Annotated in this window: 13 protein-coding genes; 5 read left to right on the forward strand and 8 right to left on the reverse strand. The window is 70.9% G+C overall.

Going from position 1 to position 14,467, the window contains the following annotated elements; all coding sequences use genetic code 11:
* Positions 1-166: 166 nt before the first annotated feature.
* The gene (locus FNH13_RS13885) at positions 167-1,507 is read left to right on the forward strand and encodes an aspartate kinase (RefSeq protein ID WP_143783971.1); all 1,341 of its coding nucleotides are present in this window, start codon (positions 167-169) and stop codon (positions 1,505-1,507) included.
* 5 nt (positions 1,508-1,512) lie between these two features.
* Positions 1,513-2,616 (forward strand): aspartate-semialdehyde dehydrogenase, encoded by a 1,104-nt coding sequence (locus tag FNH13_RS13890; protein WP_143783972.1) that lies wholly within the window; start codon positions 1,513-1,515, stop codon positions 2,614-2,616.
* A gap of 14 nt (positions 2,617-2,630) precedes the next feature.
* Here FNH13_RS13890 and FNH13_RS13895 read toward each other — a convergent pair whose 3' ends face one another.
* A complete protein-coding gene (locus FNH13_RS13895) occupies positions 2,631-2,852 on the reverse strand; it encodes a DUF3046 domain-containing protein (protein ID WP_407669900.1) in 222 nt (73 codons plus the stop codon).
* Between the two features lie 165 nt (positions 2,853-3,017).
* Between FNH13_RS13895 and FNH13_RS13900 the strand changes: the two genes are divergently transcribed.
* The 3 genes from FNH13_RS13900 (at position 3,018) to FNH13_RS13910 (ending at position 9,010) form a co-directional block, all read left to right on the forward strand.
* The gene (locus FNH13_RS13900) at positions 3,018-3,221 is read left to right on the forward strand and encodes a hypothetical protein (RefSeq protein ID WP_143783974.1); all 204 of its coding nucleotides are present in this window, start codon (positions 3,018-3,020) and stop codon (positions 3,219-3,221) included.
* A gap of 86 nt (positions 3,222-3,307) precedes the next feature.
* Entirely contained in the window at positions 3,308-8,131 is a 4,824-nt protein-coding gene (locus FNH13_RS13905) for an Lhr family ATP-dependent helicase (protein WP_143783975.1), read from the forward strand.
* Between the two features lie 27 nt (positions 8,132-8,158).
* Entirely contained in the window at positions 8,159-9,010 is an 852-nt protein-coding gene (locus FNH13_RS13910; protein ID WP_143783976.1) for a DNA-formamidopyrimidine glycosylase family protein, read from the forward strand.
* 71 nt (positions 9,011-9,081) lie between these two features.
* Here the strand turns inward: FNH13_RS13910 and FNH13_RS13915 are convergent, their stop codons facing one another.
* The 7 genes from FNH13_RS13915 to FNH13_RS13945 all read right to left on the reverse strand — a co-directional run bounded on the left by FNH13_RS13915 (position 9,082) and on the right by FNH13_RS13945 (position 14,458).
* Positions 9,082-9,468 (reverse strand): VOC family protein, encoded by a 387-nt coding sequence (locus tag FNH13_RS13915; RefSeq protein WP_143783977.1) that lies wholly within the window; start codon positions 9,466-9,468, stop codon positions 9,082-9,084.
* A gap of 22 nt (positions 9,469-9,490) precedes the next feature.
* Positions 9,491-9,829 (reverse strand): helix-turn-helix domain-containing protein, encoded by a 339-nt coding sequence (locus FNH13_RS13920; protein ID WP_143783978.1) that lies wholly within the window; start codon positions 9,827-9,829, stop codon positions 9,491-9,493.
* 80 nt (positions 9,830-9,909) lie between these two features.
* Positions 9,910-10,476 carry a CinA family protein gene (locus FNH13_RS13925; protein ID WP_321169197.1) on the reverse strand — a complete coding sequence of 189 codons (567 nt, stop codon included), beginning with the start codon at positions 10,474-10,476 and terminating at the stop codon, positions 9,910-9,912.
* Between the two features lie 9 nt (positions 10,477-10,485).
* Entirely contained in the window at positions 10,486-11,085 is a 600-nt protein-coding gene (gene pgsA / locus FNH13_RS13930) for a CDP-diacylglycerol--glycerol-3-phosphate 3-phosphatidyltransferase (protein ID WP_143783979.1), read from the reverse strand.
* Positions 11,082-12,668 (reverse strand): 30S ribosomal protein S12 methylthiotransferase RimO, encoded by a 1,587-nt coding sequence (gene rimO, locus FNH13_RS13935; protein WP_143783980.1) that lies wholly within the window; start codon positions 12,666-12,668, stop codon positions 11,082-11,084. The genes pgsA and rimO overlap by 4 nt, the downstream gene beginning before the upstream one ends.
* Before the next feature lie 72 nt (positions 12,669-12,740).
* The gene (locus tag FNH13_RS13940; protein WP_202878786.1) at positions 12,741-13,724 is read right to left on the reverse strand and encodes a YeiH family protein; all 984 of its coding nucleotides are present in this window, start codon (positions 13,722-13,724) and stop codon (positions 12,741-12,743) included.
* Positions 13,725-13,753: 29 nt separating this feature from the next.
* The gene (locus FNH13_RS13945; protein ID WP_143783981.1) at positions 13,754-14,458 is read right to left on the reverse strand and encodes an ion channel; all 705 of its coding nucleotides are present in this window, start codon (positions 14,456-14,458) and stop codon (positions 13,754-13,756) included.
* Between the last annotated feature and the right edge of the window lie 9 nt (positions 14,459-14,467).

Here is a 14,467-nt window from a genome sequence, read left to right on the forward strand (position 1 = left end):
ACCTACGACGTCGCCCCCCCTCCGCGCGGCGCACCCCGGGTTGGCTGGGGTGGTGCGCACCGACCCTGCCGACCGGATCGGCTCGACGAGGGCGAGCAGTCGTAGACTGACCAGCACTGACGACGGCGTCAGCCCCTCGTCATACTCCCTGCGCTCGGAAGCACCCATGGCTCTTCTCGTTCAGAAGTTCGGAGGCTCCTCGGTCTCCGACGTCGACGCGATCCGTCGCGTCGCCCAGCGTGTCGTCGCCGCCCACCAGTCCGGCGACGACGTCGCTGTCGTCGTGTCCGCGATGGGCGACACGACCGACGACCTGCTCGACCTGGCCACCCAGGTCAGCCCCAACGGACCACCCGAGCGTGAGCTCGACATGCTGCTCACTGCCGGTGAGCGGATCTCGATGGCCCTGCTGGCGATGGCGATCCAGGACCTCGGCACCGCGGCCCGCTCCTTCACCGGCCAGCAGGCCGGCATGCGCACGGACAGCTCTCACGGTCGCGCGCGGCTGCTCGACGTCACCCCGTCCCGGGTCGCCGAGTCCCTGGCCCGGGGAGAGGTCGCCATCGTGGCCGGCTTCCAGGGCGTCTCCGATGACGACGACATCACCACCCTCGGGCGGGGCGGATCGGACACCACCGCGGTCGCCCTCGCCGCAGCGCTCAACGCGGACGTGTGTGAGATCTACACCGACGTCGACGGCCTCTACACCGCGGACCCGCGCATCGTGCCCACGGCCAGCCGGGTCACCCGGATCACCATCGAGGAAACCCTCGAGATGGCCGCGCACGGCGCCAAAATCCTGCACCTGCGGGCGGTGGAGTACGCCCGCCGCTTCAGCGTCCCGCTACACGTGCGCTCGAGCTTCTCCGACCAGGAGGGCACCTGGATCCTGGTCGACCGTCCGCTCACCGGCGGTCTGCACAAGGACGGGACCGCCCGTCATACCCCCGACACCATCACGACCAACACCATCACGACCGAGGACACCATGGAAGACCCCCTGATCTCCGGCATCGCCCACGACACCTCCCTGGCCAAGATCACCGTCGTCGGGGTTCCCGACCGTCCGGGGGCGGCCGCGAAGGTGATCGGTGCGGTCTCGACCGCTGGCGTGAGCATCGACATGATCGTGCAGAACGTCTCCACCTCCCCGCAGGGCCTGTCCGACATCTCCTTCACCCTGCCCGAGGTCGACGGGGCGGTAGCCGTGGCAGCCGTGCGTGACCTGCAGCAGGAGCTCGGCGTCGAGGACGTGCTCTACACCAGCCATGTCGGCAAGCTGTCCCTGATCGGCGCCGGATTGCGCTCCAACCCCGCTGTGGCACAACGGATGTTTGTCGCGCTGGCGGAGGCGGGCATCAACATCGAGATGATCTCCACCTCCGAGATCCGCATCTCGGTGATCACCGATCAGGACGTCGTGGAGGAGGCGGTGCGCGCCGTGCACAGCGCCTTCCGTCTCGACGCCGACTCAACAGCCGTGGTCTACGGCGGAACAGGACGGTGAGCAGTATGTCGAACGCTCAGTCAGGCGTGAACCTCGCCCTGGTCGGGGCGACCGGTCAGGTGGGTGCGGTGCTGCGTCGCCTGCTCGCCGAGCGGGGCTTCCCGGTCGCCAGCGTGCGCTATTTCGCCTCGGCGCGCTCCGCCGGCAGTGAGCTGCCCTGGGACGGTTGGTGGGCCGGGGCCCCTGCCGACACCCGGCAGATCGTCGTCGAGGACGTCGCCACCGCCGACCTGTCTGGCATCGACATCGCCCTGTTCTCCGCCGGAGGCAGCGCCTCGAAGCAGCACGCTCCGCGCTTCGCCGAGGCAGGGGCCCTGGTCATCGACAACTCCTCCGCGTGGCGGATGGACGACGCGGTCCCGCTGGTCGTCAGCGAGGTCAACCCCGAGGCGCTGGACTCCGCTGTGGCACCGGGCGCTCCGCGCATCGTGGCAAACCCCAACTGCACGACGATGGCGGCCATGCCGGTGCTGAAGGCGCTGCATGATGTGGCCGGGCTGCAGCGGCTGATCGCCACCACCTACCAGGCCGTCTCCGGCAGTGGCGTGGCCGGCGTGGCCGAGCTGGCCGGCCAGGTGCGCGCGGGCGCGAGCCAGGAGCTCGAGGCCCTGGCCACCGACGGTCGCGCGATCACGCTGCCAGCACCCTCGACGTATGTCGCACCGATCGCCTTCAATGTCGTGCCGATCGCGGGCGACCTGGTGGATGACGGGTCCGGTGAGACCAATGAGGAGCAGAAGTTGCGCAATGAGTCGCGCAAGATCCTGGGCATCCCCGACCTGCCCGTCGCGGGCACCTGCGTGCGGGTGCCGGTGTTTTCCGGTCACTCCCTGTCTATCCATGCCGAGTTCGGCCGGGCGATCTCGCCGGACGAGGCTCGCGAGGTGCTCGCCGGGGCACCGGGCGTCGCCCTCAGTGACGTGCCCACTCCGCTGGAGGCCGCGGGAGCCGACCCCTCCTTCGTCGGACGGATCCGCACCGATCAGTCGGTGCCGCAGGGCCGCGGTCTGGTGTTCTTCGTGAGCAACGACAACCTCCGCAAGGGCGCGGCCCTCAACACGGTGCAGCTCGCCGAGGCCGTGCTCGAGCGCGGCCTGCTGGGTCACTGACCGAGATCACCAGGTCAGGACCGACGTCGGGGCCTGACGTCCTGTGGCAGCCACCGCTCCTCGGGCACGTCCATGTGCCGACAGAACTCGATCCACACCTGCTTCACGGTGAACCCGGCCTCGATCGCCTCGGCCGGGGTGCGCTCGCCGAGGGCGCTGAGCACCTGACTGGTCGCCTGGAAGCGCCCGTAGGGACCGCCGAACTCGTCCTCCACGGCACGCCAGAACTCGCTCACTCGCATCAGCTGGCACTGCTCCTCGGTGACCTCATAGACGCACGATATGTCGTGGCGCCGACACCAACACCAGTGAGCCCGCCCCTCAGCGGGTGAGAGGATGCCGTGAGACGATGGTCACTGACTGGTGGCTGACCCAAGGCCGCTCGCGAGATGGAGGACACGGTGCGACCAGAGCAGGACTTTGCGTGGTGGCAGAAGTTGCTGATCAAGGCAAAGATTTGGCAGCCGCCTCATCTGACCATGCACCACGTGGTGCGTGACATGGAGCGCCCCGTTCCCCCGCCGGTGACGGGGGCCTACGGCAACGAGATCGTCACGGCGACCCGCCCACGCCTGGTTCCTCAGCGCAACGACAACCACAACTGACCGAGGCGTCGGTCCCCCGGCCGACCCCGGCGGGGGCTCCCCAGCCGTCCGCCCGCTGTCGGTGGCGCGTGGCAGAGTGACCAGCGATGCCTGAGCCGTCGCCGTCCGTGCTGGACCACTTCTCGCCCGCCACCCGGGCCTGGTTCCGCGCGTCCTTCGCCGAGCCGACCCAGGCCCAGCAGGGCGCCTGGGAGGCCATTCGCCGTGGTGAGCACACGCTGGTCGTTGCCCCGACCGGGTCGGGCAAGACTCTTTCGGCCTTCCTGTGGGCCCTGGACCGGATCGCGACTCACCCGCGCCCGGCCGACGTGCCGCGCTGTCGGGTGCTCTATGTCTCTCCGCTGAAGGCGCTGGCCGTCGACGTCGAGCGCAACCTGCAGTCCCCGCTCGTCGGGATCGGCCACGCCGCCACCCGGCTCGGGCAGCCCGCACCACAGGTGAGCGTGGCGGTGCGCTCGGGTGACACGCCCGCAGCCGACCGTCGCAGGTTTGCCCGCTCCGGTGCGGACGTGCTGATCACCACACCCGAGTCCCTCTTCCTGTTGCTCACCTCGGCAGCCCGGGAGGCCCTCGCGGGGGTCGAGACGGTGATTATCGACGAGGTGCACGCGGTCTTCGGCACCAAGCGCGGAGCGCATCTGGCGCTCAGCCTGGACCGGCTCGACGCGCTGCTGCCCGAGCCGGCGCAGCGCATCGGGCTGTCAGCAACCGTGCGTCCCAGCGAGGAGGTCGCCCGCTTCCTCACCGGCGGTCGCCCGGTGACCACCGTCTCCCCCACGTCGACCAAGCGTTGGGACCTGCGGGTCGTTGTCCCGGTGCCCGATATGACCGATCCCGGGGCAGCAGCCGCCGCACCCCCGACGGGCGAGGAGCCTCCGCCCCAGGACGCACCACCGGACGACGACTTCTCACCGCACGACCCACCAGACGACGACTTCTCACCCCACGATCCACCACCGGACGACGCAGGTCAGGGCGAGGGGCCCGACCACTTCGACGATCTCCCGGACCTGGAGGACCTCGACTGGTCGATGCCTGCGCAGGACCCGACCGAACGTGCCTCCGTGTGGCCGCACATCGAGGCGCGGATCGTCGACCTGGTCGCCCAGCAGACCTCGACCCTGGTGTTCGCCAACTCCCGCCGCCTCGCCGAGCGTCTCACCAGCCGGCTCAACGAGATCTGGGAGGAGCAGGAGCAGGCGTCTGACGGCATACCGCAGCGGGAAGGCGACACATCACGCCGCCCGCCGGCCCAGGTCATGGCGCAGGCCGGGGCCAGTTCAGGCGCACCACCGGTCCTGGCCCGGGCCCACCACGGATCGGTCAGTCGCGAGCAGCGCGCCGACATCGAGGACTCTCTCAAAACGGGCCGTCTCCCGGCGGTGGTGGCGACCAGCTCGCTCGAGCTGGGCATCGACATGGGAGCGGTCGACCTGGTCGTGCAGGTGGAGAGCCCCCCGAGCGTGGCCAGCGGGCTGCAGCGGGTGGGACGCGCGGGCCACCAGGTCGGGGCCGTCTCACACGGGGTTCTCTTCCCCAAGCACCGCGGCGACCTGCTGCAGACGGCGGTGGTCGTGGACCGGATGCGCCAGGGGCTGATCGAGGCCCAGCGGGTGCCGGCCAACCCGTTGGATGTGCTCGCTCAGCAGGTGGTGGCCATGGTCGCCATGGACGACTGGGAGGTCGACGCACTGTTCGACCTGGTCCGGCGCAGCGCTCCGTTCGCCGCGCTGCCGCGGGGCCTGTTCGAGGCGACCCTCGACATGCTGGCAGGGCGCTATCCCAGCGAGGACTTCGCCGATCTGCGGCCCCGGATCGTCTGGGACCGGATCGGCAACACGCTCAGCCCGCGACGCGGCGCCCAGCACCTGGCCGTGATGAGCGGCGGCACCATCCCCGACCGGGGGTTGTATGCCGTGATGCTCGCCACGGGCGACGGCCCCGGCCGGCGGGTGGGCGAGCTGGACGAGGAGATGGTCTACGAGTCCCGGGTCGGCGACGTCTTCACCCTGGGCACCACGTCGTGGCGGATCGAGGACATCACCCACGACCGGGTCCTGGTCACTCCCGCGCCCGGCCAGCTGGGCAAGCTGCCGTTCTGGAAGGGCGACGCCCTCGGTCGCCCCGCCGAGCTCGGGGCCGCAGTCGGCGCGTTCGTCCGCGAGGTGGCCGCCTCCCCCGACCGCGCCCGGCCGCGACTGGCCGAGCTCGGGCTCGACGAGTATGCCGTGACCAACCTGCTCGACTACGTCACCGGGCAGGCCGAGGCGACCGGTCAGGTCCCCGATGACCGGACCGTGGTCGTCGAGCGCTTCCGTGACGAGATCGGCGACTGGCGGGTCGTGATCCACAGTCCGTTCGGCACGCCGCTGCATGCTCCCTGGGCGCTGTGCATCGGGGCACGGATGCGGGAGCGTTATGGCGCCGACGTGCAGGCCATGGCCGCGGACGACGGGATCGTGCTGCGGCTGCCCGAGCTGGCGGACGTCGAGCAGCTCGACCGGGACCTGGCCGAGGTGCTCGTCATGGACGCCGACGAGGTGCACGACCTGGTCACAACCGAGATCGGTGGCTCGGCGCTGTTCGCCGCCAGGTTCCGCGAGTGCGCGGCGCGGGCCCTGCTGCTGCCTCGCCGTCGCCCGGACCGGCGTCAGCCCCTGTGGCAGCAGCGGCAACGCTCGGCGCAGCTGCTCCAGGTCGCCGCCCAGTTCCCGAGCTTTCCGATCGTGCTGGAGGCGGTCCGCGAGTGCGTCCAGGACGTCTATGACGTGGAGGCCCTGGCTCAGCTGATGCGTGACGTCGCGGCTCGTCGGGTGCGCCTGGTGACCGTCGAGACGCGCACCGCCTCACCCTTTGCCCGCTCGCTGCTGATGGGCTATGTCGCGCAGTTCCTCTATGAGGGCGACTCCCCACTGGCCGAGCGGCGCGCGGCGGCGCTGTCGCTGGATCCGACGCTGCTGGCAGAGCTGCTCGGCCGCGGGGAGGGCGCTGCGCTGCGCGACCTGCTGGACCCGGAGGTCGTGGCGCGCACCGAGGCAGAGTTGCAACGGCTGGTCCCTGAGCGGCACGCCCGCGACGGCGAGGACGTGCTCGACCTGCTGCGCACCCTCGGGCCCCAGTCGCTCGAGGAGATCCAGGAACGCACGACACCGGACCTGCGGGACACCGTGCTCTCGTGGCTGGACGCACTGGCGGGGCTGCGTCAGGTCATCGCGGTCCGCATCGCGGGCGAGGACCGTTGGGCCGACGCCCAGGACGCCGCCCGGCTGCGCGACGCCCTGGGTGTGGCTGTGCCGCCGGGTCTTCCAGCAACCTTCCTCGAGCCCGTCCCGGATCCTCTCGCCGACCTGGTGGTGCGTTGGTCGCGCACGCACACGCCCTACCGTCTCGCGGCCCTGGCCGAGCGACTGGGGCTCGGTCAGGCCGTGCTCTCCGACGTCGTCCGGCGGCTGGTCGTCGACGGACGCCTGGTGCAGGGCGCTCTGGCTCCGCTGACCGGGTCGCCGGACCCGCGGGAGACTGCGCCCGACCTGTGCGACGCCGACGTGCTGCGCCTGCTGCGGCGCAGGTCGTTGGCTGCGCTGCGTCAGGAGGTCGAGCCGGTCACGCAGGAGGTTTTCGCCAGGTTCCTGCCGGTCTGGCAGTCGGTCGGTGCGCTGCGCGGCAGCCACGGGGTGCACCGTGCGGTCGAGCAGCTGGCGGGAGCGCGACTGCCGGCCAGCGGTCTGGAGTCGTTGGTGCTGCCGGCCCGGGTGGCTGACTACTCCCCGGCAATGCTGGACGAACTGATGACCTCCGGCGAGGTGCTCTGGCAGGGACACGGACCCCTCCCCGGCGACGACGGGTGGATCTCGCTGCACCTGGCCGACACGGCTCACCTCACGATGGCCCCGCCGGAGGGAGATCCGGCACCGGATGGCGGCCCCGGGGAGACCCCACCCCACGAGCTCCTGGAGCTGCTGGAGCAGGGAGGTGCGTTCTTCTTCCGCGCCCTGGCGGACACCCTGCGACGCACCGACGATGCCGCCCTGCTCGCGGAGTTGTGGGCCGAGGTCTGGGCGGGTCGGGTCACCGGGGACACCCTGGCCCCGGTCCGCGCACTGGTCTCGGGTGGTCGCGGCGCGCACCGCAGTCGTCAGTCCGGAACGCGTTCCACCCGCTGGTCCCGGGGCACTGCGCTGACTCCCCGCGCCAGCCGTCCTACGGCTCCGACGCGGTCTGGCCCGCCCACGGGAGTGGGCCGCTGGTCCGCGCTGCCGGTCGTCGAGACCGACGCGACCGCCCGGGCGGTGGCGACCGCCGAGCAATTGCTGGACCGTTATGGCGTGTTGACCCGGGGCAGCGTGGTCGCCGAGTCCGTGCCCGGCGGTTTCGCCGGTGTCTATCGGGTGCTGGCGACCGCAGAGGAGGCGGGGCGGGTCCGCCGTGGCTATTTCGTCGAGCACCTGGGGGCCTCGCAGTTTGGCTCCACCGGTGCTGTCGACCGGTTGCGGGCACTGGGCACGGGCGATGGGGCGGCGCTGGTGCTGGCCGCGACCGACCCGGCCAGCCCGTTCGGCGCCGCCGTGCCCTGGCCCGACCGCGTGGCGCCAGAGGCTCCCGGCCCGGAGGCCACCACCGGTCACCGCCCGGGCCGCAAGGCCGGCGCCCTGGTAGTGACGGTGGACGGTGAGCTGGTGCTCTATCTCGAGCGGGGTGGCCGGACGGCCCTGACCTACACCGATGACGGCGAGGTCGTCACGGCCGTGGCTGCCGCCCTCGCCGCCCGGGTCCGCAGTGGCCACCTGGCTGCCCTGACGGTGGGCAAGATCGACGGGGTCAGTGCCCTCAGCTCGACGCACCCGCTCGGGAGCGCGCTGCAGCAGGCTGGTTTCCACACGGCCCCGCAGGGACTGCGGCTGCGCCGATGAGCCGGCGCACCCCGCGGAGCAGGTGCCATGCCTGAGGGCGATGCGGTCTGGCGCACAGCCCGCCGCCTGCACGCCGCCCTCGCTGGTGCGGTGCTGCTGGGATCTGACCTGCGCGTGCCGGCTCTCGCCACGCGAGACCTGTCCGGCCGCACGACCATCGAGGTCATCCCACGCGGCAAGCACCTGCTGCACCGACTCGAGGGCGGTGTGACACTGCACAGCCACCTGCGGATGGACGGGTCGTGGCGCGTGCTGGCCGCTGCCACCGCCGCCGGTTCCCCGGACTCCCCACAGCACAGGGCCACCCCGCAACACCCGGCCACCCGTCGGCACACGGTGCGCGCGGTCCTCTGGACCGCGGCGCATCTCGCCGTCGGTGACAGTCTGGGCATGCTGGACCTGATCGAGACCCGGCACGAGGGACGGCTGGTGGGTCACCTCGGCCCTGACGTGCTCGACCGCGCCTTCGACCGGGAGTTAGCGCTGAGCAACCTGCGCGCGGAGCCGACCCGTGCGGTCGCTGAGGCGCTCCTGGACCAGCGCAACCTGGCAGGGATCGGGACGATCTATGCCAGCGAGCCCCTGCACGAGCACCAGGTCAGCCCATGGACCCCGGTCGGCGAGCTGGACCCGGAGGTGCTTGGCCGGGTGGTCGACACCGCCCGCCTGTGGATGGTGCGTTCCTGTCGCGTGGGGCACGCTCCCCCTGCTGATCCTCTGCGGCAGCGCCCGGCGGACGGGTGGTTGCCGGGCACCTATCGGGTCTTTGGTCGGCGGGGTCGGTCGTGCCGGCGCTGCGGCACCCCAATCGAAGAGCGGCCAATCGGCCGGCAGCCCCAGGAGAGAGTAGTCAGTTTTTGCCCCACCTGTCAGCAGTAGCCAGGTTGTCCGCCCCGCCGCTGACTTCCCCCCGCTGACGCTGCCGCGGACTTCACCGCCGACTCCGCCGCTCAGTTCGCAGCGGTGAGGATCTCCACGCGGTTGCCGAACCCGTCTCGACAGTGGAACCGCTCATAGCCGTCGAAGGTATGCCGCTCGTCCCAGGAGACGTCAAAGCCGGCCGCGGCGACCCGCTGCCCCAGGCTCTCCAACTCGGAGATGCTGTCCAGCTCAAGCGCTGGGTGGGCCTTGCGGGCCGGCACGAACGGCTCCTCGACGCTCACGTGGATCTCGGCGGTGACCTGGTCACCGCGATAGGACCGGAACCAGCAGCCACCCCGACGAGCGAGCTCAGGTGGCTTCTCCACCTCGACCATCCCCAGGGCGCGCGCGTAGAACGCCCGGGCCTGCTCCTCCCCGCCCGGGGGCATGGAGACCTGCATGTGGTGCAGTCGCATAATTCGGTGGAGAGGGTGAAGCTCAGGCGGCGGAACTGATCAGCCGACGCTTGGACATGACTGCGTCGTGGTGGATCGGCTTGGCCAGACCGTCGGTGAGCACGCTGGTCAGTTGCTGGTCCGCGGCCTCGGCCAGGCTCATCTTGTCGGCCACGTCGGTCAGCATCCGGGACAGCGGCAGGTCGAGAGCCTTGCAGATTGAGGCCAGGAGCTCGCTGGAGGCTTCCTTCTCGCCGCGCTCGACCTCGCTGAGATAACCCAACGAGACGGAGGCAGAGGCCGACACCTCGCGCAGGGTCCGGCCCTGGTGCTGACGCTCCTCACGGAGCACGTCGCCCAACTCGCGTCGCAAGAGAATCATTGCCGAACCTCCCTCATCCCGTCCTTGGATGTCTCAACCGTACAACGTCGGGCCGACAGGAGCCCTCCCGGATTGTCCCGCTAGCCCGTGTCGCCGGACTCCGCCAGCGCCTCAAGCACCAGATCCAGGGCGCTGTCGACGCTCTGCGCCCGAATCTGCTCCCGCGAGCCGTGCAGGGTTAACGCTCGCACCCTGCCCCACGATTCCCCGACCGCCACCGCGACGAAGACGGTGCCGACCGGTTTGCCCTCACTGGGGTCGGGGCCGGCCACCCCGGTGGTGGCGACACCGACGCTGGCACCAGTGACCCGGCAAACCCCCTGAGCCATCTGCAGTGCCGTGTCCGCGGACACGGCACCCTGCTCGGCCAGGACCGCCGCGGAGACTCCCAGGACGCTGACCTTGAGCTCGCAGGAGTAACTGACGACGCCGCCGAGGACGACGGAGCTCGAACCGGGCACCGTGGTCAGCAGCGCGCAGACCCGCCCCCCGGTGAGCGACTCGGCGGTGGCGATCGTGTGGCCGCTCCTGCCGAGGTCGGCGATCACCCGCCCGGCCACGGGATCCACCCGGCCGGGGTCGGGGGCGTCCAGCTCGGTGGGGTCAGGTCGTCGCTGACCGGAGGGAGTGGACTCGGTGGCTGTCACAGCACCATCTCAGCGCCCTGCGGCGTTCCTGCGCAACCGGAGCGCCTGCACGACATAGTCGACGCCGGTCACGACGGTCACGACCACGGCGGCATACATGATCCACAGCCCCAGCGTGCTGAGGGCCCCGGTGAGCGGTGTGATGAGGAGGAGCAGGCCGATGGCCTGCAGCAGGGTCTTGAGCTTGCCGCCCTTGCTCGCCGCGATGACAGCGCTGCGGATGACCCAGAAGCGCAGGGCCGTGATGCCCAGCTCGCGCACCAGGATCACCACGGTGATCCACCAGGGCAGCTCGCTCAGGAGCGACAGACCGATCAGGGCCGACCCCATGAGGGCCTTGTCGGCGATCGGGTCGGCGATCTTGCCGAAGTTGGTGACCAGCCCGCGTCGGCGTGCCAGGTCCCCGTCGAGCCAGTCGGTGAGGCTGGCGACCAGGAACACCACCGCCGCCCACCACCGGTGCCCCTCGGACTCCCCCGACTCCGACAGCAGGAGCCACAGGAACAGCGGGACCATGCAGATCCGCAGCACGGTGAGCGCGTTGGGCAGGTTCCACGCGCTGGCCCTGGGCGCCACAGGCACCGCAGCCGGATCCGGGGGGGTGGTCACGACGTCCGGACCTGCCCCACGCCTACCTCGAGGCGGTCCTGCTCGGCCGCAGGAGCGGACACAGCCGCGTCGTGCGTCTCGAGCACCCGGGCGATCAGATCCACACCCTCAGTGTCCACGACCTGGGCCGCGACGATCTGACCGACACGAGGAACGCGGCCGGTCGGCCAGTCCGTCAGGACGGTCGAGCCGTCCACGTCCGGTCCCTGCTGCTCGGCGCGGCCGACAACGACCAGCTCCCCGTCCTCGTCCTCGATCTCCTCGACGAGGACGCTGATGGTCTCCCCCACCCGGTCTGCGGCACGCTGGGCCGTCAGGTGCTCGACCAGCTCGGTGACCAGGGCCAGCCGCGCGTCGATGACCTCCTGGGGCAGCTTGTCGGCATAGGTCTCGGCCTCGGTGCCGTCCTCGTCGCTGTAGCCGAAGACTCCGACGACATCGAGCTCAGCCTCCTCCAGGAAGGCGGTCAGCTCGGCCACGTCCTCCTCGGTCTCCCCGGGGAAGCCGACGATCACGTTGGAGCGGATGCCCGCCTGCGGGACCCGCTCACGCACCATCCGCAGCAGGGACAGGAAGGACTGCCGGTCGCCGAAGCGCCGCATCCTGCGCAGCAACGGGCCGGAGGCGTGCTGGAAGGAGATGTCGAAGTATGGCGTCACACCGGTGGTCTGCGCCATCACATCGAGCAGCTCGGGCCGGATCTCCGCGGGCTGGAGATAGGAGACCCGCACCCGGTCGATCCCCTCGATCGCCGCGAGCTCCGGCAGCATCTGCTCCAGCAGACGCAGGTCGCCCAGGTCCTTGCCGTAGGACGTGGTGTTCTCGCTGACCAGGAAGACCTCACGCACCCCGCGCTCGGCCAGCCAGCGGGCCTCCTGCAGGATCTCGTGCGGGCGGCGGGAGACGAAGGAGCCGCGGAACATCGGGATGGCACAGAACGCACACCGCCGGTCACAGCCGGAGGCGATCTTCAGCGGTGCCCAGGGCCGTCCGTCTAGGCGGGCCCGGATCACGGGTGGACCGGAGGCCGTGCCGACCTCATCCGTGCCCTGACTGTTGGTGGTGACGAAGTCAGCCGGCTGGATCTGCTGGTGCCCTGGCAGCGCCACCGCGCCGGCCCCGTCCTGACGGGCGGCCGGGGAGATCGGCAGCAGGGTGCGGCGGTCGCGCGGCGTGTGCGAGGCGGGCTTGTGCCCGTCCAGGATCGCCTGGAGCTGGCTGGACATGTCCTGGTAGGAGTCGAAGCCGAGCACCGCATCGGCCTCGGGCAGTTGCTCGGCCAGCTGCTCGCCATACCGCTCGGCGAGGCAGCCGACGGCGACGACGGCCTGCGTCCGGCCGGTCTCCTTGAGGTCACTGGCCTCCAGCAGCGCGTCGATCGAGTCCTTCTTGGCCTGCTCTACGAAACCGCAGGTGTTCACGACCGCGACGTCCGCCTCGGCAGCGTCCTCCACCAGCGTCCACCCGCCGGCGGTCAACCGCCCGGCGAGCTCCTCGGAGTCGACCTCGTTGCGGGAGCAGCCGAGGGTCACCAGCGCCACGGTCCGCCCAGGGGCAGCAGGGTCGATCACGGGAGAACTCATGGGGTCCACCTTAGGCGAGCACGGGGCCCCCGGTGACGCGCTGCGGCTGGTCGCGGGCCCAGCGGCGGCCGATCACCAGTGACCGGTCAACCGGATCAGCAGGAGGGCGCTGATCGCGACCACGGCCCAGAGGATGCCGCCGAGGGCCAGCGGGCGCCACCCTGCCTCCCGCACCGCCGCCACCGGGGTGCCCAGGCCGATCGCCGTCAGCGCCACCGTGGTCAGGTAGGCGGCCACCTCCCCCACCGGCTCGCTCCAGCCCTGAGGCACGAGCCCGGCGGAGTTGATCGCGGTGGCGACCAGAAACAGGACGAGGAACGGGGGGATGAGCGCCCGCCACGGCATCCCCGCCTCCCCGGCCCCCTCCCGTCGGGCCCGGGCCAGCGAGTGCCCCACCGCGATCGGGATGATCATCAGGGTCCGGGTCAGCTTGACCACCACCGCCGCCGAGGCCGCGACAGCCCCGTAGATCGTGGCTGCGGCCACGACGGAGGACGTGTCGTTGATCGCCGTGCCGGCCCATAACCCAAAGCCCTCCTGGGACAGGCCCAGCCAGTGGCCGAGCACCGGGAAGAGCACCACGGCCAGGGCGTTGTAGGTGAAGATCACGGCGATGGACACGGCCACCGCCACACCACCGGCCCCGGTCACGGCACTGATCGTCGCGATCGCGGAGGCTCCGCAGATGCCGGTGCCCACGGTCACCAGCGTGCGGATCTGGCCCGGAACCCTCAGCCACCGACCGATCACCGGACCGGCGACCAGTGCCAGGGCGAGGGTGCCGAGCATCACCGGCAACGTCTCGAAGCCGATCCGGGCAACCTCACCGAGGGAGAGGCGCAGCCCCAGCAGCACGACGGCAGCCTGGAGCACCTTCTTGGCCGCGAAGGCCGTCCCGGGCGTGAGCGCAGGTCGCGAGCCCAGCAACGCTCCCGCCAGCAGACCCAGGAGTATGCCGAAGACCGGGCCGCCCACGACCGGCACCTGGGCGCCGAGCAGGTGGGCGAGCAGACCAAGGCCCCCTGCCAGCAGGAGCCCTGGGGCCAGGCGCGTCACGGGTCGGCTCGGCGAGGCCGGGGACGCGCTCAGCGCCGGGCCTTGAGCAGGGTCAGGCCGAGCAGCCGGGCCACCACCAGCGCGATGTAGTTGAGGCCAGCCAGCATCTGCAGCATCAGGATCGAGCGAGCGTGCCCTGCGTCGGCGGCTGGCGTGACGTCGGACAGGCCGGTGTTGGTCAGCGTCGTGAATGACAGGAAGAGCAGGTCCATCCAGTTCAGCGGGCCGCCGTGCCCGGCGTGGACGTAGGAGCCGGGCCAGATCATCTGCACCACGCCGTGGGTGTAGGCGAAGGCCCACGCCAGCACCGTGAAGCACGCGCCGGTCGCGAACAGCTCGTCGCGGCTGACCCACGCGTCGGAGAACATGTAGCGCAGCAGCGAGACGGCCGTGTAGAAGTAGAAGATCGCATGGAAGATGTAGCTGATCAGCATGACCGTGTCATGGGTGGGGAAGACCGCCTCCAGGACGGTCAGCACCAGCACGGGGGCGCCGAGGGTCCAGGCGACCATCCGCGTCGAGGGGGTCTTGTTGACCGCGAGGACCGCGATGCCGAGCACCACCAGCCCGAAGGCCGACAGCAAGGTCCGTCCGAGACCATCCTGGTCGGTGAACGGGAAGATCAGCACCCCGAGCAGCTGGACGACCAGCAGCACCCCGGAGGGATGGTCCCGCAGGGCCGTGAACCAACGTTGCCACCAGGTCGCGCCCGCGGCTCCTGCATAGGTGAACACGGCTGGTGA

Source organism: Ornithinimicrobium ciconiae (assembly GCF_007197575.1).
GTDB classification, from domain to species: Bacteria; Actinomycetota; Actinomycetes; order Actinomycetales; family Dermatophilaceae; genus Ornithinicoccus; species Ornithinicoccus ciconiae.